Annotated in this window: 15 protein-coding genes; 3 read left to right on the top strand and 12 right to left on the bottom strand. The window is 38.6% G+C overall.

Translation table 11 applies throughout. The annotated features are described in order from the left end of the window. Window positions 1-103 precede the first annotated feature (103 nt). The 3 genes from ACFOOI_RS09955 to ACFOOI_RS09945 all read right to left on the bottom strand — a co-directional run bounded on the left by ACFOOI_RS09955 (window position 104) and on the right by ACFOOI_RS09945 (window position 2630). Window positions 104-556: a hypothetical protein gene (locus tag ACFOOI_RS09955; protein WP_379837566.1), complete on the bottom strand. Its 453-nt coding sequence runs from the start codon at window positions 554-556 to the stop codon at window positions 104-106. Between the two features lie 45 nt (window positions 557-601). Continuing rightward, window positions 602-1558 (bottom strand): Fic family protein, encoded by a 957-nt coding sequence (locus ACFOOI_RS09950; RefSeq protein WP_379837564.1) that lies wholly within the window; start codon window positions 1556-1558, stop codon window positions 602-604. A 331-nt stretch (window positions 1559-1889) separates the two neighbouring features. Next, the gene (locus tag ACFOOI_RS09945; RefSeq protein ID WP_379837562.1) at window positions 1890-2630 is read right to left on the bottom strand and encodes a DUF6503 family protein; all 741 of its coding nucleotides are present in this window, start codon (window positions 2628-2630) and stop codon (window positions 1890-1892) included. 303 nt (window positions 2631-2933) lie between these two features. Between ACFOOI_RS09945 and ACFOOI_RS09940 the strand changes: the two genes are divergently transcribed. After that, window positions 2934-6332 carry a DUF7133 domain-containing protein gene (locus tag ACFOOI_RS09940; RefSeq protein ID WP_379837560.1) on the top strand — a complete coding sequence of 1133 codons (3399 nt, stop codon included), beginning with the start codon at window positions 2934-2936 and terminating at the stop codon, window positions 6330-6332. Window positions 6333-6438: 106 nt separating this feature from the next. On the opposite strand, the gene ACFOOI_RS09935 is transcribed toward ACFOOI_RS09940, so the two are convergent. The 9 genes from ACFOOI_RS09935 to ACFOOI_RS09895 all read right to left on the bottom strand — a co-directional run bounded on the left by ACFOOI_RS09935 (window position 6439) and on the right by ACFOOI_RS09895 (window position 17360). Next, window positions 6439-6909 (bottom strand): hypothetical protein, encoded by a 471-nt coding sequence (locus ACFOOI_RS09935; protein ID WP_379837558.1) that lies wholly within the window; start codon window positions 6907-6909, stop codon window positions 6439-6441. Between the two features lie 353 nt (window positions 6910-7262). After that, window positions 7263-8336: a serine hydrolase domain-containing protein gene (locus tag ACFOOI_RS09930; protein WP_379837556.1), complete on the bottom strand. Its 1074-nt coding sequence runs from the start codon at window positions 8334-8336 to the stop codon at window positions 7263-7265. Between the two features lie 164 nt (window positions 8337-8500). Further along, complete coding sequence (locus tag ACFOOI_RS09925) at window positions 8501-9133, bottom strand: SCO family protein (RefSeq protein ID WP_379837554.1); 633 nt, start codon at window positions 9131-9133, stop codon at window positions 8501-8503. Further along, complete coding sequence (locus ACFOOI_RS09920) at window positions 9130-9678, bottom strand: toxin-antitoxin system YwqK family antitoxin (RefSeq protein ID WP_379837552.1); 549 nt, start codon at window positions 9676-9678, stop codon at window positions 9130-9132. Before ACFOOI_RS09920 ends, ACFOOI_RS09925 begins: the two co-directional genes overlap by 4 nt. A gap of 76 nt (window positions 9679-9754) precedes the next feature. Continuing rightward, window positions 9755-10531 (bottom strand): YHYH protein, encoded by a 777-nt coding sequence (locus tag ACFOOI_RS09915; RefSeq protein WP_379837550.1) that lies wholly within the window; start codon window positions 10529-10531, stop codon window positions 9755-9757. Between the two features lie 270 nt (window positions 10532-10801). Continuing rightward, entirely contained in the window at window positions 10802-11872 is a 1071-nt protein-coding gene (locus ACFOOI_RS09910) for an alkaline phosphatase family protein (protein WP_379837548.1), read from the bottom strand. Further along, window positions 11869-12432, bottom strand: a complete 564-nt coding sequence (locus tag ACFOOI_RS09905; RefSeq protein ID WP_379837546.1) for an HD domain-containing protein — start codon at window positions 12430-12432, stop codon at window positions 11869-11871. Before ACFOOI_RS09905 ends, ACFOOI_RS09910 begins: the two co-directional genes overlap by 4 nt. A 67-nt stretch (window positions 12433-12499) precedes the next feature. Further along, window positions 12500-14083, bottom strand: coding sequence for a SusD/RagB family nutrient-binding outer membrane lipoprotein (locus tag ACFOOI_RS09900; RefSeq protein WP_379837544.1), 1584 nt, complete (start codon window positions 14081-14083; stop codon window positions 12500-12502). 55 nt (window positions 14084-14138) lie between these two features. Then, window positions 14139-17360: a SusC/RagA family TonB-linked outer membrane protein gene (locus tag ACFOOI_RS09895; RefSeq protein WP_379837542.1), complete on the bottom strand. Its 3222-nt coding sequence runs from the start codon at window positions 17358-17360 to the stop codon at window positions 14139-14141. A gap of 303 nt (window positions 17361-17663) precedes the next feature. Here ACFOOI_RS09895 and ACFOOI_RS09890 point away from each other — a divergent pair, with 303 nt between their 5' ends. Both ACFOOI_RS09890 and ACFOOI_RS09885 read left to right on the top strand, forming a co-directional pair. Beyond that, entirely contained in the window at window positions 17664-18395 is a 732-nt protein-coding gene (locus ACFOOI_RS09890; protein ID WP_379837540.1) for an HAD hydrolase-like protein, read from the top strand. Continuing rightward, the gene (locus tag ACFOOI_RS09885; protein ID WP_379837538.1) at window positions 18395-19537 is read left to right on the top strand and encodes a TIGR03364 family FAD-dependent oxidoreductase; all 1143 of its coding nucleotides are present in this window, start codon (window positions 18395-18397) and stop codon (window positions 19535-19537) included. The genes ACFOOI_RS09890 and ACFOOI_RS09885 overlap by 1 nt, the downstream gene beginning before the upstream one ends. Window positions 19538-20336: the final 799 nt, after the last annotated feature.

Genomic DNA, 20336 nt, shown 5'->3' with positions numbered 1-20336 from the left:
GGTTTATTTTTATTGGCTAAAACTTTTTTTGCTTTTTGCCAAGGTGTTAAAGTGAATTCAAATTTAGTATAAATCGTGGAATAAGTATCTGCAAAGGAGGATTTTATAAACTTAAATTCAGAATGGATTTGTCATGTAATTGGAAGCTAAAAAAGCCGAGATTGTTCTTCGTGTCATTATGTTCAAAGCAAATTTCAAATTGATTTTTGGTGTTAATTATTGGTGTTATTTGGCTAAGAAAATACGTAGACCTCCAGTTTTTTATAGGATTAAATCTCTCATCTTTGGCTATCAATGCATCTATTTGGATTGAATGTGTAGCGTTAAAGCCTTCGAAAAAGTCATAGAAAGTTTGTTTTTGCGTCGGGTTTGGCTCGCAATAGTTTCCTTCTAAAATAATAAAAGTAGCTGTATTAAATGGGTGAATTTGTTTTTCACAATACCACGTAACTTCCTTGTTTAAGTCCTTTTGTTTAGAGCGATTGCTCGTCATTTTTCCAAAATAGCCGTCATGAATTATGCTTTTTTTGCCCCAAAGTAGATCTAGTATAAACATAGTTTTATTTTAGTTTTGTGTTTTTTTTAAAAAGAAGAGAAAGTGTCATTTAAACGAATAGGTAGTATTTCTTTTGTCACCACTTTTGATAAGTATTCCGTTGTCTACCGCTTCCTTGAGGTCTCGGCTGGCAGTTGGAGCAGAAATATTTTTAAACACACGTAAATAGTCTTGTCGTGAAAATGTAGCCGTTCCAATATTCAACTTAAAGGTTTCAATTCTTTCTATGTTTGTAAAGCTTATGTTTTGGTTTTGTAGTAAATCTTCAAGTGCATCTTTGATAACCTCAAGCATAAATTCTATAAACGGCGTTGATTTTCCTATGCTGTCTGACTTTGAAAGAGCTCCATAATACTGCGTTTGTCTTTCTTTTATTAAACTTTCTATGGGTAAGAATTCAAAAACAGGAGCATGTTTTTTTAGTATCAAAGTTTGCCAGAGCCTTCCCATTCTACCATTTCCATCCGAAAAAGGATGAATAAACTCAAATTCATAATGAAACACGCAACTCTTTATGAGCAGTAGGTCTTCGTCGTTTTTTAGGTATTGAAACAAATCTTCTAAAAGGGTAGGAACCAAGTGGGCGGGAGGAGCCATATGGGTAATTTTATCTCCTTTTACTATTCCCACGGCCTTGTCCCTTAGTTTTCCGGCATCCTTTATAAGGTCTTTCATCAATATGCGATGAGCCTCTAACAGGGATTTAACTTTTAATACATTTAGTTTTTCTAGTTCTGAATATACCGCTATCGCATTTTTTACCTCAATTATATCTTTTAGCGAAGCTATAATCCTTTTGTTATTTAGTAAATCTGTGATTTGAGATTCTGAAAGTGTATTTCCCTCAATTTCTAGTGAAGACTGAATGGTCTTTATTCTGTTTTTTTTTCGGAGTTCGGTAGGTGGTTTGTATAAATGGGCCGCATTTACCTCTCCAATTTTTTCGGAAATTGCTGCTACTAAGCTCAGAATTGTATTTGAAATTTCGTAAGGAGGTTTCATTTGAAAATATTTGATAGTATCATATGATACTATCAAAGGTAAGTTAAATCAAAATTATTTTCAAGTTTTTTAAGGTGCTTTCGCTCCTAAACTTTTCCCTAATATCAACGCGATTTTCAGGATTTCTACATTAATCATAGATTTTGTCCAGAAAACAACTTTTAAAATATTGTTTTGGCAGATCAACTTTTTTTTGAAAAAAAACTAAACTAGTCTAGACTAAAGAAAATCTATTTAGCATTGTAGTTCTCCTAACAAAACATATGAAAGAATACCTTTGGATTATACTCATTTCGTTATCATCTCTCTCCAAAATTGGTCAAAGACAAACTTACTTCACCACCACATTCTGGTTAACTATCTCTGACTTTAGGGGCATTTTGCCTGACTCAAAGTCTTTGTCTAGGTCTTCTATCGGTGTTTTTAGGTCTTCGTAGCCGTAGTTTCTGTAGTCTACGTAGCGGATTCCGTTTTGTGTTTGTGGATTAAATGCTTCTCTAAATCTAACTCCGCCGCCATTTGTTTCATACGAATAAGCCAAATAGTCCACAAACTTGGTTTCTTTGTTTATCCAATACAAAAACTCGTCATTGAAGTCTTTTCCTCCATTCTCTTTGCTAAACGTTACTTTTATTTTATGGTAAGTTTGGCCTTTTATGGTGCTTTCGCCCAGTAGGGTTTTATTTACCGCCGGGTCTTGCAGCGGTTTTGGAAGTAAGAAAAAATACGCCACTGAGTTCACAGAATTCATATATTTGGCCGCCATGGTGTCTGCCACTGTGGTTTTCTCGTTGTTTATTAATCGCTCAAAACCAGCATTGTTCACCACATCCATTATTACATTTCCGGTGCTGTCTTTCTGCGTGCGGGTGTAGGTGTAGTCGCCTCCATTTTTTTGTATGCGGTAGTGCATATCTCTAAAGTCAAATTCTATGTCGCATTGCTCGTATTTCTGCCCTCCATGAGCCGTAATGGTTTCTTCCACAATGCTTTCGGCAGTTGGTTTGCACGAGATAATACTTGCCGAAAGTGCTAGCAAAAAGAACAATTTGTTTATAAAAATAGCTTTCATGTTCGTAATTGGTATGTTTTAAAAAGCTCAAGTAGCTTCTCTGTTTTTTAATTGTTATTAGACTGTTGATTTCACAATATTACAGATATTCGGAGAAAATGGTTTTGATTTTAACTAAAAAAAAGCTCTAAAAGTCAGGAGGCATACATTTAGCCTTTATCTACATTTTTTAAGTAAAGCCTAAAATTGCAAATATTTGCACAAAAAACTATCCTAAATTAATGTCAATTAGACGCTTATATTCTTTAAATTTTGATATTTTTGGGATTAGAACAGAAAATTCAACCGATAAACATAAAAAACATGATCACTCCCTTTACAAAAAGGCTAGGTTTGGGTGCGTTGGTATGTGTAGGAATACTCTCTTGTATTCAGAAAACCAAGCAGTCGCCGGCCCTTCTAGTTTCAGAAATCCAGCAAGGTTTGGCCGAACGTGTCAAAGAAATTAGGACCAAAACACCCATCAAAATTGCCGACGGTTTAGAAATCACCCTTTGGGCCACAGATTCGCTTGCTCCTGACCCCATCGCTATGTCTATTGACGATGCCGGTGCCGTTTATTTGACCCGAACAAACAGACAAAAACATTCAGAATTTGATATCAGAGGGCATCAAAATTGGATGACGGCTTCTATTTCTTTACAAAGTGTAGAAGAGCGTCGTAAGTTTTTGAAGGAGACTTTTGCTCCAGAAAAAAGCGAGGAAAACGCGTGGCTAGAAGACCTAAACGGCGATGGCTCGCACGACTGGAAAGACTTAGCCGTAGAAGAAGAGGAAGTGTGGAAAATAGAAGACACCAACAAAGACGGCATCGCGGATGTGTCAAAACGCGTATTTAAAGGATTCAACGAAGAAATAACCGACGTAGCGGGTGCACTTTTGGTAAGAGAAAAAGATGCATTCATAGGTGTAGGACCTGACATGTGGCGATTGACTGACACCAACAAAGATGGTATTTGGGACAAAAAGAAGTCAATATCGCATGGTTATGCGGTTCACATCGGTTTTGGTGGCCACGGCATGAGCGGTGCCATAGAAGGACCTGACGGTAGGATTTATTGGGGAATCGGGGATATTGGAGCCAACTTGGTAGACCAAACCGGCAAAAAACATGAGTATCCAAACGAAGGCGTTATTGTACGCTCCAATCCGGATGGGTCTAATTTTGAGGTGTTTGCTTCAGGACTAAGAAACACCCACGAGTTTGTGTTTGATGCCTACGGAAACATTATTTCGTCAGACAATGACGGCGATCACCCGGGCGAAAGCGAGCGTTTGGTACATATAGTGGAAGGTTCAGACGCGGGTTGGAGAGCCAACTGGCAGTATGGAAAATATACCGATCCTAAGAATAACAAATATAAGGTTTGGATGGACGAAAAACTGTTTAAACCTAGATGGGAAGGTCAAGCGGCGTATATTATTCCGCCGATTATGAACTATCACAATGGGCCTACAGGTATGCAGTTTAACCCCGGCACGGCTTTGGGCAAAGACTGGTTGAATAAGTTTTTCTTGGTAGAGTTTGTGGGTAATCCTTCAAAATCTCACATTTGGTCATTTGGCCTAAAACCAAAAGGGGCGTCTTTTGACCTCGACGGCGAAACCGACGTGGTGAGTGGCATTTTGCCTACAGGTATTAAGTTTGGTCCAGACGGTGCTCTTTATGCGGCAGACTGGATTAACGGTTGGGATACTAAAAACTACGGTAGAGTTTGGAAAATAGACGTTTCGGCTGATAAAAATGATTTAGAAGCAGAAAGGGTGGAAACGCAAAGGCTCATGCAGATGAAGTACCCACTTTTGACAGAGAAAATGTTGGAAGAACTGTTGGCGAATGCCGATATGAGAATTAGACAAAAAGCTCAGTTTGAACTTGTAGATAGGGGAGTGAAGGGTTTTGATATTTTGAAATCGGTTGCTCAAAACTCAAATAACCAATTTGCTAGAATTCACGCCATGTGGGGAATGGCCCAGTTGGCCAGAGAAAACAATGCATTGGGCGGGGTATTTACGACTTTTTTGAAAGACAAAGATGCTGAAATTATTGCTCAGGCTGCTAAACTAATAGGCGATGTTAAATATCAGGCGGCAGCTGCTGACCTTGTGCCCTTACTTACTAATGCAAACGACCGCGTGAAGTTTTTTGCAGCGGAGGCTTTGGGTAGACTAAAGTACACAGCCGCTACGGCAGATATAATTAAAATGATAGAAGTAAACAACGACCAAGATGTGTATTTGCGTCATGCGGGTGTATTGGCTTTGTCGCGTTTTGGAGCAGATGAGGCGGCTATAAATCTTAAAAATAGCCCAAGTATTGCTTTGCGTACGGCAGCGGTTTTGGTGTTGAGAAGAACCAAGAATCCGGCTATTGCACAGTTTTTAAATGATTCAGACGAGTATATCGCCACCGAAGCCGCTAGAGGAATAAATGACGATACTTCTATTCCAGAGGCTTTGCCAGCTTTGGCCAATATGCTAAAGCAAGAGAAGTTTAAAAGTGAGCCTTTGGTAAGAAGAGCCATTAATGCGGCATTGCGAGTGGGTACAAACGAAACCATGCAAATGCTGGTGAAATATGCTCAAAACAACAATATTTCGGACGATATGCGTGCTGAGGCCATCGCTACTTTGGCTACTTGGTCTGAGCCTTCGGTTTTAGATCGGGTAGATGGCAGATTTAGAGGAGCGGTTTCGCGTGATCCTCAGGTGGTAAAGGGTGCAGTTATGGCTTCTATACCTGAGTTTTTGAAAGAAAAAAATGGAGCAACCCTGATAGCCGTGAGTGGTTTGTTAAACAACCTTCAAATCTCAGACTTTAATGAAGACCTAGCGAAAATTTTCAGAACATCTGCCGACGAAAAAGTGAGAATAGCTACACTGGAAGCCTTGGCTAACCTTAATTATCCCCAAATAGCGGATATCGTAAAAGTAGGAATGCAAGACGTAAAAGGCGATGTTAGAACGGCTGCAATCGGTTCTTTAAATCGTTTAGATTTGGACGAAAACGGATTAGAAGAAGTAGTAAAGCCAATATTTGCAAAAGGCAGTATCAGAGAAAAACAAAGGCTGATCAATATTCTTTCGGCATTGCCGATTCAGAAAACGGAGAAAGTTCTTTCGAGCATTATTGATATGTCAAATGCGGGTAAATTAGACAAAGAAGTGCTTTTAGACTTGTCAGAAACAATTAATAACAGTAAGTCTGAAACTTTGATAAATAAGTTTAAAGAAAATCAAAAATCTGGGGATTGGAAAGAAGAGTTTTCTGCGGCTCTGTTTGGCGGAAACGCCTGGGAAGGACGTAAGATTTTCAATACAAACTCTACCGCTCAGTGCGTGAGGTGCCATGCTATCGGACCCGGAACGGGCGGAAATGTAGGGCCTTCGCTGCAACACATTGGCGGCAGTTTAGACAGAGAAAGTCTATTGGAGGCTTTGGTAAATCCAAGTGGTAGAATAGCCCCTGGTTTTGGTCAAGTGAACATCACGCTCAAAGACGGACAGGAGATTTACGGTACTCTTGCCGGAGAAACCAACGATGAGATTATCATCACGACTTCGGATGCTGAGCCGACTAAAATACAGAAAACTAGAATTGCAAAAAGAGACAATATGCCGTCTAGTATGCCTCCAATGGGTAGTTTACTGTCAAAAAGAGAGATTAGAGACGTAGTAGAGTTTTTGAGTAGTTTGAAATAACTTAAGTTTTAAACAAAAAAAATAAAAGGCTTATCCGCGAGGGTAAGCCTTTTTTTTATGAGAAAAAGAATAGATTGAAATTCATTTTATGATAGCACTATCAGTGTTACTCCAAACTGCCAGTTTGTATAATTTTCTCAGTGAAAATGGGAATGTTTAAAAACTTCCACACAAGTCCTCTTTGGTAAGTATACGTAGAGTCTTTTATTAAAACGGTGTTGTTTTTTAAGTGAAAGCCCATTACCATTCCTGTCAGCCAAGTTTTTTCATTTTTTACCGTCCATTTATTGTCTTTTTGAGCTAGCTCTATCACGCCGTTTATAGACAAGGAAGCTCCTTTTTTGATATTTAGTTTAATTAACTTTTCTGATGAAGGAGAATGAAGCGTATTTGATTCTCTTTCTTTTGAGGTGGCACTTATGAGTATTCCTACAAAGCCAATAGCAAATACACTTTTGGATAAAGTTTTAAATTTCTGTGGAAAAACCTTGCTTTTAATAAAGATGAAACCAATCAAAAGGTAAATAAAATAAAACCAAAAAGCGGTGTTTAGCAAAGCCCAAAGTAAAGTTGTCATGTGTTTAGGAATTAAGTTTTATTAAGAATTTGAGTTCATTTTTTTTATTATTTCTCTTAATAAATCGTTCTGTTCTTCCTTGAGCGAAATGAATCTGTTTACCCATTTATATATCAAATAAAATACACCAAATATAAGCGAGAGATAAATTAGTATTAACACGATTGGGAAAAAAGGGAATAAAAAGCTCATGGTATTGGATTGTGTTAGATGGTTTATGTTTTTTTCAATCAGGTAAACTTAAATATTTTTCTGTTAAATAATAAAGGTTATCTCCCGATATTTTTTCAAATGATGTTTTTGAGGATTAAATTAGGTCAAATGCTGATTTTCAGGTCTTTCTCAGTTTTAGACTATTGAATAACCGCATTTATTTTAGCCCAGAGTTCATTGTCAAATCCTGAAACGGCGAAACTCGGGTTTTTAGGGTCAGATGAGTTTCCCATTCTGACTATCACCATGTTTTTACTCGGAACCACATAGAGGCGTTGGTCCTCGGCTCCCATGGCGGCATACATGTCTTTGGGGGCATTGGGTATCAATTGACCTTGAAATACCGTCTGTGCCCCGGGTATCATATAGCTGGTTTTTCCGTTGAGCCACCACAAATACCCATACGAAGGATTAATGTTTTGCGAAGTGTTTGTGCTTTCCGTGAAATAGGCCTCGTTAATGATTTGTTCGTTTTGCCATTTTCCTTTGTTGAGGGCCAAAAGGCCAAAGCGGGCCATGCTGCGGGTGTTGCTGTGGTATATTTTAAAAATCAGGCCGTTATTCCAAAAGCCCTCCATGCCAATTTTTTCTTTCAGTTTTGAATTGAAATAAGCTTCAAAGTCTTGTTTGCTGGCTGCGGCCACTACGTCCATAAGTCGCTGAAAAACATTGTGATATGACCATCGCTTGCCTGCGTCAGCTAAGTAGGTGAGGTTACGTTTTATGATCAAGTCGCTTTCGTCGTTTATTCCTGAGGTCATGGTGAGCAAGTGCTTGGGCGTAATTAGGTTTTCTTTTTCGAGCGTTTCGCTTGTCCAGCCTTCTCCCAAATATTGGGATACTTTAGTATTTATGTTGAGTAGCTTTTCTTGCTGGGCTATGCCGGTGGTTGTGGCCACGAGGGTTTTACCAGCACTGTTCCACTGCCAAGTATCTGAGGCAGTATGCCCATCAAAATATTCCTCCATCACTATGCGGCCATTTACCAAAATCATGAAAGACTTGGTGTTTTTTTGCCTAAGATATGTTTTGAGAGCAACTATTTCGGTTTCTTTCCATTTAAGCGATGTTGGTGAGGTTGTTTCCCATTTAGAACCATCAATAGAAGGGAAGTAAAATGCAGAATTATTCTCATTCGGAATTGGTGAATCACTTTTGGCACAAGCTAATAGTACAAAAGGAAAAACAACCAAGATTAGTTTTTTTAGATTCATGACATTCGAATATTTTGACCTTTGATTCAATAAACGCGTTAAGGTTTATTTAGAATAAAAAAATAGCCTGTTTTTTTACGAAAAAAGGCACATTAAATGTTTGACAAATAATGTGCCTAAGTCAATAAAATTAATAAAGCTTTTAAATTTAAATGTTCTTGGTTTTATTCCTTTTCAAGTTCTTTAATATCAGCGGTTAAGGCTGTTATGCTGTTTGGGTCGAGGCCATTGTAGATGCCGCGGATTATTCTGTTTTTGTCTATCAAAACGAAGTTTTCGGTGTGAAGAAAAATAGAGACGTCTTTATTCTCGCCTAGGTCTTCTTCTACAAAATAGTATTTGCGGCCAAGGTCATAAATCTCGTCTTTTTTTCCTGTCAATAGCTTCCATTTATTATAATCTACTCCTTTTGCTATGGCGTATTTTTTTAAAACAGAAATGCTGTCTCGCTCAGGAGTGACCGAATGCGAAAGCAATAAAATATTGTCGTCCTCCAAGAATTCTTTCTGTAGGATTGCCATATTATTTGTCATTTTGGGACAAATGCCGGGGCAAGTAGTAAAGAAAAAATCTACGACACATATTTTTCCTTCCAAGTTTGCTTCGGTAAATTCTTCTCCTTTTTGGTCTACCAGACTAAATGGTCTTATACTGTGAAAAGCCGTGTCTTTAGGCAGCTCCCAAACCGGGGTGAAATCGGAGGTGTTATAGTAAGGGAGTTTTCTGACTTCGGTTGTTTTTTCTGTGCAAGAAACCAAAAAAACAATACTTAGTATGATATGAAATAGTCCCCTCATTTTTGTTCTGTTTTTAATTTTCCGTCTCGTAGCGTGTAGCATAAAGCCGCTTTTTGTAATCCATATCTAAAACCATTTTTGGCTTCGTAGTTGATATACGGTTTGCCGTTTTCTCGCCATGCTTTTTGCATGCCATCTTCGGTGTCATCTTTAAATGTCAAAAACGCATATCTCGCTCCGCTTTCATACCACTGTTTTTGTAGGCCTTCTCTTTTGTCGTTGATATATACAAAATCAAATTTTGGGTTTCCATTTTCCCAATTGCCTATGTGTCTTCCGTATGCTCTTCCTTCTTTGTAGCTGCGGTTATCTCTTAGCGAACCGTCTAAGAAATAGGTTATGGTTTCGCCTTCTTGTTTTCCATTCAGGTAAGCACCTACGCTTTTTATTTTCGACGAATTTTCGTGTAATTCTTTGATATAACCCGTAAACGCCACTTTATTTAAAAAATAAACGCCATTGTCTAATACCAAGTTTTTATTTGAAACCAAAACCGTGTCATTGGGTATCATGCTAGTATCTACCAAAAGTGAAACCTGCTCCATTGATTTTTTTGATTCTTTTTTCGGAGTATTATTACATGCAAAAAACATTAGGGGTATCAGAAATACCCCTAATTTATTAAAATGTAAACGTGCCTTTGGTTCCATGATAACTGCCTGATTTTAAAACATAAAAAGCTGAATTCAAATAGCTCGTTTTAGATGAATGATAGTGGTAAATTCCGCTAGGGAAATCTGCCGTTGCTGCCACGTGACCGCCATTTGAGTCTAAGTTAGAAGGGTATGTGCCGTCCTTGTCTTTTCTACCATAAATAGGAAAACCGTCTCTTAAAAATCCGATTAGTTTGGCGTCGTCATAAGACGTGTATTTACCATCAAAGTGGTAGTGATATAATCCTCCTGGTCCGCTGTGGCCACCGCCTAAGTCAAAAGTAGTAAGTGTGCCAGCATCTACGGCTACGTTTCCACCTTCACGGTCATTGTAAATGGCTACGCCATTTAGTGCCATTCCTATTGGTCCTAGTGAAGTGGCTTCTTTGGTGCTTGCTTCGGAAGGGTTAGTAGTTAAGGTCATTACAAAATTTTGGGTGGTTAGGCTCCCAGGTGTTACCGTTTGGCCGTTTACCTGTGCTTCGTAAAGTGAATTTCCTACTCCCCAATATGCGGTTTTGTGGTCAGGAATTCCTTGTGATTTTAGTGTTATACTTGTGCCACTAGTTGACACCGTTACCATGCTTTTGTAGTTACTTTTTACAACTTCTGTAATCGTAGAAGATGTACTTACTTCAGTTTCTGGGCTTGCGTCTTCAGAGGTAGAGCAAGAAACCATTGTCAAAGCAGTAGCAATAAGTCCCAAGTAAGTGATAGTTGATCGTTTGTTTTTGAAATCTTTCATAATTGTATCTTTTATCGCGTTTACAGGTTAGATACGTTTTATTAGTAAAACTTGTGGCCTAGGTGAAAAAGATTTTATTTATTTCATGTGATATAATTGCAAATACTTTATGATTAACACTTCACATTTTTTATTTGATACTTATTTTTATTTGAATAGAAAGAAGTAGAAGTACTAATTTAAAGTAGGTTAAAATACTTAGTATATCCTTGAAAACACAAATAGCCGGCAAAATGCCGGCTATGATCGAACTTAAAATAGAATAGGGGTTTATTTGAATATTTGTACGATAGGCAAGCCTGTTTCGGTTTTTGGTTTAAAGTTTTCGCCTAAAATTTTCGCTACAGTGGCTGCTATCTGATTTTGGTATACTTGTGTTTCTGTTTTTATCTCGCCCAGGTTTTTGAGGTTTGGTCCCATGTATGCCATCCAAATCTGGTTACAATCGGGTACTTTTTGTCCATGGCTGGTCCATTGGTCTTTGTTTACGTCGCCTCTGCCGTGGTCAGTGCTGAGCACCAATGCTGTTTTACCTTTATATTTTGGATTTGACTCCACATAATCCCAAAGGTCTTTTAAAAATGTATCAAAATTATGTGCGGCATGTAGGTACTGCCCGTAGTTGCCTTCATGAGCAAACTCGTCGGTTTCGTCAAATGCAATGTAAAGGACTTTGGGCTGTTCTTTTTTGAGGTATTCTCTGGCCATAAAATAAGTCACGAAGTCGTTGCGGTCACTGGCGTGGCTTGGCACCATTTTGAGTATATCGTTTAGCAATGCCTGCGTTTCGTTTAAAGGAGCTTTTTGAGGCATTTGACCTGCATTTACAGGTATTTGGCTTCTTTGGTCATTAATGATATACGGAAAAACATCCCAAGTGCCGAAAGCCGCTATTTTGCCTTTAAAAGCTGGTTTTTGGTTTAAATACTCCAAAACGGTTAAGTTTTTATTGTATTTTTTATCGTTTGAGTCTACGGTGTCGTCGGGGTATCCGGTTAGTATTTCGTTATATCCAGGATATGAAAACCCATACTGGTTTTTGATGTTGGCGTTTGCTCCGAAATTTCTATTGCCAAATATGCTGCCTTCAGATGCTACTTTTGACCAAAAAAATGGCAATAACATTTCTCTGCTGACTTTTGGGTTTTCGTTTCCAAATTTTTTGTAGAGGCCTTCTGGGTTTTGGGTGTATTTTGCATTGTGAAGCAAACTGCTATCAACTCCTCCAAACACTTCTTGCCATCGAAGGCCATCTGTGGTTACTATTATTATGTTTTCTACTTTTTGAGCTGAGGTGTTCAATGAGCCCAATAGTACGGTTAAGATTATTAGTTTTTTCATGATTTCTGTATAAAATATTTTTCTATAATGTCCAGACATTCGTCTAATGTGGGGGTCTCAAAATCCACTTCTTTGGCTTGGTCGTCCCATTTTCTGAGGGCAATCATTTCTCTAAAATACATCTTTTTTTCAAAAGCCTCTGCCTCGCTTTCCGTCATAACTCCCCCCTGAAATAGCAGAGTGGCTTTACTAGCATCCGAAAGTTCATGAAAATAGTCGGGCTCTTTAAAGCACAGGTATTTTTTTGCTGCTACGTGGTTTTCTACGGATTTTATTATTCGCTCCGAAAATTTCCTTTTTCTAAGCCACTCAGAAGCCGCCCATTCGTGGTCTTTTCGTCCATATTTTGTGCTGTTTTGTTTAGTTGGGTCTGTCAAAAGGTGGCCAATGTCATGTAAAAAAGCCGCCGTCTGCATTTCTAAGTCTTCGCCTTGGTTTTTGGCCAAAACTAAAGCCTGAGCAGCATGCTGAAACTGACTTACTTCTTCTCCAAAATATGCCTCGTTTCCCTGCGAAATAAATAACTCTCTTATCTCGGATAGAATGTCTACTTTTACCATTTTTATTTATTTGAAAAAGAAAAATCGGGGCCATATACCCCGATTTAATAAGTTGTGGTTTTAAGGTTTATTTTAAAATCCATGGCTTGTCTAAAATTGAATCTTTGCCGCCAAACTGATTGTCAATGGCTTTTTTGTAGTTTACGGCATTGGTGGTTCTTTCGGTTAGCGGATATTGCCATCTGGTGGCGATTCGGCCCGAGTTACCCGTGCCCACGCCTGCATAAAAAGTAGGGAAGCCTGTACGTCTCCAGTTAAAGTAAGCTTCCATACCTGAGTTCATAAAAAACGCCAAGTATTTCTGCGTGATGATTTGCTCTAAACCTTTTGAGTCTGCTGTATATTTAACATTTGCCTGTGCTAAATAGTCGTTTAAGCTAAATGTGTAGCTAAAAGTCTGAAAATCAGATGCGTTTCTTCCTCCGTTTTTTGAATAGGTGAAGGTGTTTGAACCTTCTTTGATTCCATAAAAATCAAGCGAAGCTTTAACTCCTTTTTTGTACCATTCGTCTGCATTTCCTGTTGCCCAGCCTCTGTGTACGCCTTCGGCTATGTTAAAGCAAAGCTCAGGGTATCCTACCAAAAATACACTCTCACCGATGTAGTTGGTGTAATATCTGCTACGGCTTTGAAACGAATATTGACCTGGAGCAAATGTACCATTGTCAACCCCCGCTTTAAACGACATGTCGGCAAGGTCTTCGCCTGAGCTAGCTCCTATATATGCCGTGAAATCGCTTGGTAACTTGCCTGCCTTCAAACTCGCACCCGCTGGCTCTGCCGTTACAAATACTCTCGGGTCTTTGCGTTCAGTTAGTCTTTCTATGTATGCTTTAGACATGTTTTGACGTGTAGCATCAAAACCAAAGTTATCTGGGTTAGAAGGGTATTTGTTTACATTGTTGCATATAAACTGTAAGCTTTCGCTGTTTGCAGTTGGTAATGGATATTTAGCTGGATTCGAAATTATTTGGGCAAAACGGCCTTTTACATTTAGGTCTGTATCGCTTACTTTTTCACTTAAAGTGGTCAAGATTCTCAACTGGAATGCGTTGACCACTTTTTGCCATTTTTTTAGGTCTCCTCCAAAATATATATCTCCAGCTACCGTGTTTTCTCCAGCTGCTATAAGTTTGGTTAAATCGCTGTTTGAGTCGTCTAGCCAGTTTAGTATCTGTACATAGATATTTTTTTGGCTATCATAGGCCGGCGTAAAGTTTTCGGTTCCTTTCAGAGCCTCCGTCAATGGTAAATCACCCACTCTTTTGCTCATTTGGTCATAATAAAATGCCTTGTAGAATTTACCTAAAGCAGCGTAAGGGTTTATGTCTTTTGCTCCTGCTCTTTTGGCTTCTGCTTCCATTTTAACTACATTTTTTAGGGTTAAAAAATGATTGGGCATTTCGGTCCAATCGTATTCATTGGTGCCGTAGTAGTTATAGTTTGAGCAGTAAAACTGGTTCCAGATCATCTCGTCGCTAAACGGCCTTCCAGTGTTGTTATACATCTCAAATTGTATTTGTTTCAAAACCAGCGATGCAGGTGCCGATACCGGTCTGTTAGGGTCTTGCTCCAAGTCAGAGAAAGATTTTTCGCATCCACTAAGGGAAGCTATCAGTACTAGTCCTAATAATATTATTTTGTTTTTCATATCTACTTTAATGTTAATGTATTGCTTACTTATAGCTGGTGCTACTTTCAGTTTTTTAGAATGTAAAGTTTAAGTTGATACCGTATCTTCTGGTAGAAGGGGTTTGCACGCTCGAAGAACCACCGCCAATGTATTGGTTAAGGTCGATATCTTTTTTCTCAGCAAAATACAATAGGTTTCTACCAACTAATGATACCGAAGCATTTTGGATTTTACCTCCGAATAAACTTGTAGGAATGTTATACCCAATCACCACTTCGCGAAGCATGCCAAACGAACGGCTCATTAGGTTTCCTTCGTCTGAGTTGTAGTAGCGGCTTACCCAGTCTTGTAGGTATTGTTTTGTGGTATTTGGTGTATAAGTAAGCTCGTTGTAGTTGGTTACTTTTCCGTCTAAATCAAAGTTAATAACCGCACCATTTGCTACTTGTACGCCTTCGCCTACGTAAGATTTTACACCTAAATAGTCTTGATAACGAGCCACACCCATTTCGCCTTCTACAGTTGCAATATTTCTACCGCCTCTAAATGTTTGTTTTTGAACATAGTTAGATATTACACCACCGATACGCCCATCAAACTGGAAGCTTAAACTGATGTTTTTGTAGTTCAATTTGTTATTTATTCCGAATACAAAATCGGGGTTCATGTTTCCTAAGTATTGGTTTACTGGAGCGTAAATCGGTCTTCCAGAAGCATCATTTATGATTTGACCGTCCGGAGTTCTTACAAATGCTCTTCCGTAAAACTTATCTACTCTGTCGCCCACTTTTAAGAATGTATTTAGGTTATCTACTCCTGGATATATCTCTGTTAAGATTTCTTTGTAGGTAGACCAGTTTGCTACTATGTCCCAGTTAAAACCACCGGCATGTTGGATTGGCGAGCCCGAAAGTGATAGTTCTACACCGTTTTTACGCGTTTTGATTCCATTAACCAAAGCCGAAGTGTATCCCGACATACTCGAGATAGGCAATTGGAATATTTTTGGTCCTTCGTTTGAAATAAAATACGTGGCGTCAAATGACAATCTGTTTTTCAAGAATTTTAAATCAATACCCACTTCCGTTTGTGAAGTAGAACTTGGTTTAAGGTTTGGATTGTTAAGTGCATTTGTAAATACAGCCGAAGGTTCATTGTTATAGGTAGTCAAAATAGAATATACCGCTGAGTTTTGGTAAGAAGGTCCGTCGTAAGGCGAGTAATATTGGTCGCCATAGCCCAATGGATAAGACGAAACTGGCGTAGCTCCAATAGACGACTGAGTTAAACCGTCTTTCACGTTTGCATACGATCCACGAACTTTGGCATAACTGATAAACTCAGGTAAATTAATGTAGTCAGTCAAAGAAGTAGCAACTGCCACAGATGGGTAAAAGAACGTATTGTTTCCTTGAGGAAGTGTAGAAAGTTTATCCATACGCCCTGTGGTAGAAAGCGTTACGTAGTTTTTTAAAGAAAAGTCAGCCGAATAATACGCCGAGTTAACACGCATGTCTGAGTTAAAATTGGCTATTTTTACTGGATTGGCTGAGTTATTAAAGTTATAAAGTCCCGGCACGTTTAGGTAATCTGTAGTACCAAACTGTGACGTATAATTAAAGGTACGTATGTTTCCACCGGCCCATATTTTAGCATTTAAACCCGAAACTATGTCTTTATCAAACTTGAAAAGGATGTCTGTGTTGTTTTCAAATAAACTTCTTGAGTCTTCTCTGTAGTCACCTCGGCGTTCGTCTCTGCCATATGCACCCGCCGAGTAAGGAAGTTTTTCGGTTCTTTTTAAGTCCCAAGTAGTCACTTGGCTACGAAGCGTTACATCTAATGAAGGGGCAATCTGATAGTTCATAGATGCTTGGCCAATTATATCAGTTTTGTTATGACTTCTAAGCCATTCGTAACTCATAAAATACGGGTTGTTATATCTTTGGTATTCTGCATATATCTGTTGGATACCCTCTTTGCCTGGCTGCCAGTAGTTTTTCATATCGTCTACACTCCAGTCAGCTGCACCCCAAAATATCATGTTATAGATTATGGAGTTTGGACCGTAGTTGATGTCTGGGAAGTTCGGAGACATTTGGCGGTTATATTGCAAACTCGAAGCGAACTTCAATTTCTCTGAAAACTTATAATCTGTCGTCATGTTAAAGTTCACGATATCTAACTTTGTGTTAGGTACCAATCCTTTTTGAAAGGTGTTAGAACCCGAAAGACGAATGTTATATTTTTCGCCCGAAGCCGAGATAGAGACGTTGTTGGTACTTAGGATTCCCGGTTGTAAAAAACGCTTCAAATTGTCTTTTCCTCTTGCTATGTATGGCGTAGGGATTCTTTGGCCGGTAATTGGGTCAATCGGTGAGTCATATTGAGCAATTGGCTGACCGTCAAATTTTGGTCCCCATCCACCGTCGTAGTCGCCGTCGTTTAGACCGCCACCTTTTCCATCTACGAACGCATATTTTCCGTGGTCTCCCGGGCCATATTCGTCTTGCACTTTCGGTATGGCTATGAAGCCATTGTCCATCATGGTGCTAGAGTTAAAATCTACTTGGAATCCCCTTTGGTTTTTTGAACCTCTTTTGGTGGTAATCAAGATAGCTCCGTTTTTTCCTCGAAAACCATAAAGTGCAGATGCCGAAGCCCCTTTAAGTACCGAATAGGTCTCGATATCGTCAGGGCTTACGTTCCATGTGTCAGAGTTTACAGGTACACCGTCTACTACATATAGCACGTCAGAGTTTCCTCTAAGTGAGATGTTTGGCTTTCTTAAGAGCTCAGGTTGAGCACCTATCGTCAAGCCAGCCACTTTACCTACCAATGCATTGATCGCGTTTGGTTCTCTGGCTTTTATCACCGCAGATCCGTCAACCGACTGTATGGATACCCCGATTCTTTTTGAATCTTTTTTGATACCAAGAGCTGTAACGATTACCTCGTCAAGTGCTTTGGCGTCTTCTGCCATATTTATGTTTAAAATACTTTGGTTGCCTACTTTTACTTCTTTCGTAGTAAAACCAATAGATGAAAACACCAATACGGTTTCGGTAGAAGGTATACTGATTTTGTAGTTTCCGCTAGCATCTGTTGTAGTACCGTTTGAGGTACCTTTTATTAAGATACTTACACCCGGAATCTCCGAGTTTTTGATGTCGCTTACTTTTCCTGTAATGGTTTTTTGAGCGAAAACGCTTGCCGAAAAGCAAAAAAGAAAAGTGAATAAATACGTGCTTTTTTTTGCAGTATTTAAAAATTGAAGTAATAGTTTTCTTTGCATAATAAAGAGGTTTGTAGTTTAAGATTCAAAATCCAGGTGAGCTAAAGAATGGTTTTAAGTTTTTGTAAATGAAGGTTTTATATGTCTTATTCTTCATGTTGTTATTACTTTTTGCCAAAAGTCTAGCCCTTTTTTTTGTCGCCACAAAAGTCTTAAACTATTGCAAAGCCAATGTTTTTTTAATGTAAAGTAATTTTTAAATCTTTTTAAGAATTAGCCTTTTTTGGTAACCATTTCTTAACAAGGGAAATGCCGAATTTCTTTTTGGTGTGTTTATCATTGCGTTACAAAACAAACGATAGTATGGCAAAGATAGAGTTGGTGGTTTTTGATATGGCAGGAACTACCGTTACAGACAGGAAAGAGGTAGAAAGCTGTTTTGCAGAAGCATGCAAAAATAGTAGGTTGGCGGTAAGTGAGGAGCGAATATTGGCTTTGCAGGGATATTCTAAAATCGAAGTTTTTAGACTTTTATGGGATGAAAAAATTGGCTCAGACCACCCCGAATATGTAGAAAATGTTTTTACATCGTATGACTTGTTCTGTGAAATTTTGGAAGAACATTATTACAAAAGCCCAGTAATTCCAACTTTGGGCTGTCTCGAAGTTTTTGAATATTTAAATACAGAAGGCATAAAAATAGGACTCACTACTGGTTTTTATAGAAAAGTTGCAGATATAATATTAGAAAAACTAGGATGGCTTAAAGGCTTAGATGAGAACTATCTGTCTGTTTCAGGTGAACAAAGCATTATAGACTGTTCGGTTACTTCTGATATGGTAGAAAAAGGCCGACCAGCTCCATATATGATTCAAAAGGTTATGAAACAATTAGGGGTAGAAGATCCCAAAAAAGTGATAAATATTGGCGATACTCCTTCTGATTTGTTGTCTGGTATAAATGCGGGTTGCTTAAAAAGTTATGGCTTATCAAACGGAACACATACGCTTGAGCAACTAAGTTTCACCGAAAATGATGGTATTTTGTCTAATCTTTCAGAATTAATCACGGAAATAAAATCTTTGAACAACTGATGAAATACGACTTAATAGTAGTAGGTGGAGGTGTTTTGGGTACATTTAGTGCCTATCATGCTCTAAAAAAAGGGCTTTCAGTTTTATTGGTAGAAAAAGATAATCAAGCATCGGGCTCTACTGTTCAAAACTTTGGGCAAGTGGTGCCATCAGGATTTGGAAAAAAATGGTGTAATATAGGCAGACGAAGCTTGGAAACCTATGGGGAGATTCAGGAAAAAGTGGATATTACATTCACACAAAATGGTAGTGTTTACATCGCTTCTGATGCTGAGGAATGTCAACTTATACATGAGTTGCATCAAATTCAAGATACAAACGGATATGCCTCTGAGCTACTCTCAAAAGAGCAGTTAGCTCATCGTTTTCCGGACTTTAAAGCAACTTATGGTAGAGAAGGACTTTTCTTTAGAGATGACGCAAGTGTAGATCCAAGCCAAATGATACACAAGTTGCAAGCATATATGGTGGCTCAAATGGGTTTGGTTTTCAAAAGTAATGAAACGGTTATTGCTATTGAAGAGTCCTCGGCAGAGGTGGGTGTGCAAACCTCAAGCGGCAAAAAGTTTTTGGGCGACCGCGTTTGGGTACATTCTGGCTATGTGTTTAATTTATTGTATCCCGAAGTGTTTCAAAATAGTGGTTTGGTAGTTAGTCAGCTTCAAATGCTAAAGACATTGCCGCTGCATAATTATAACTTAAAATCAAATATCCTTACGGGCTTAACTATTAGGAGGTACGAAGCATTTGAGGAGTGTCCTTCGTTTTCGAAATTGAGTAAGCTTTCTCATTATGCATTGCTGCAGAAATATGGTATTCATATACTTTTTAAACAAGAAGCGGATGGCAGCGTAATTATTGGTGATTCGCACGAATATGCCTCTTGTAATGAAATGGAGAAGCTTGGCTTAGGTTCAAAAGAGATCATTGACGAGTTGATGATAGTTGAAGCTCAGCGAATTTTAGATTTTCCAAAGTCTGCCATTTCTCGCCGCTGGATTGGGAGATACAGTCAACACAAAGACGAAGTTTTTGAGTATGATGTATCAAAAAGGATTCACATTTGCACGGGTATAGGTGGTAAAGGCATGACTTCAGGAGCCGGATATACAGAAATGAAAATAGAGGCAGCCGGATTTTAAAGCAATATTTATTTTAGAAAAGTAAAATAGCCTCATCGGGGCTAAAGAATAGTAATGTATTGAGTGGTTTCAAAATAATATTCCAAGCCCTAGCGGGGCGATATATTATATATTAATAGAAAAGAAGAGATGGTATGAGTGTAGCGAAAGCCCCAGCGGGGCTAAATATTAATAGTAAAGAAGAGATGTTGAGAGGGTAACAAAAGCCCCTTCGGGGCGACATTTTTTTTGCTAATACCTCATAAAAAGAATATATAAATAAGGAAGTGCCGCCCCGCTGGGGCTATATATCCATTTCTATTTTACATAGTTACCAAAATTACGGCCCGATGGGCCTTGATTAGTCTATCAACCATTATTCATAAGCCCCAGCGGGGCGAAACATTAATAGAAAAGAAGTGAATAACGATAGCCCCATCGGGGCTAAATATTAATAGTAAAGAAGAGATGTTGAGAGGGTAACAAAAGCCCCATCGAGGCCACATTTTTTGCTAATACCTCATAAAAAGAATATAAAAAAAAAGGGAATGCCGCCCCGCTGGGGCTATATTTCCAATTCTATTTTACATAGTTACCAAAATTACGGCCCGATGGGCCTTGATTATTTACCCAATAATTATTCACAAGCCCCAGCGGGGCTAAATATTAATAGAAAAGAAGTGAATAACGATAGCCCCATCGGGGCGATATATTAATAGAAACAAAAGCCCTATCGGGGCGACATTATGGTAAATAATCTTATGCAAACAAAGTCATCATAGCCCCGTCGGGGCGATATTTTTTTGCGAATACCATATAA

Origin of the sequence: Lacihabitans lacunae, assembly GCF_042649125.1 — a bacterium.
Taxonomy (GTDB): domain Bacteria; phylum Bacteroidota; class Bacteroidia; order Cytophagales; family Spirosomataceae; genus Leadbetterella; species Leadbetterella lacunae.
This window is presented reverse-complemented; position numbering and strand designations above follow the sequence as displayed.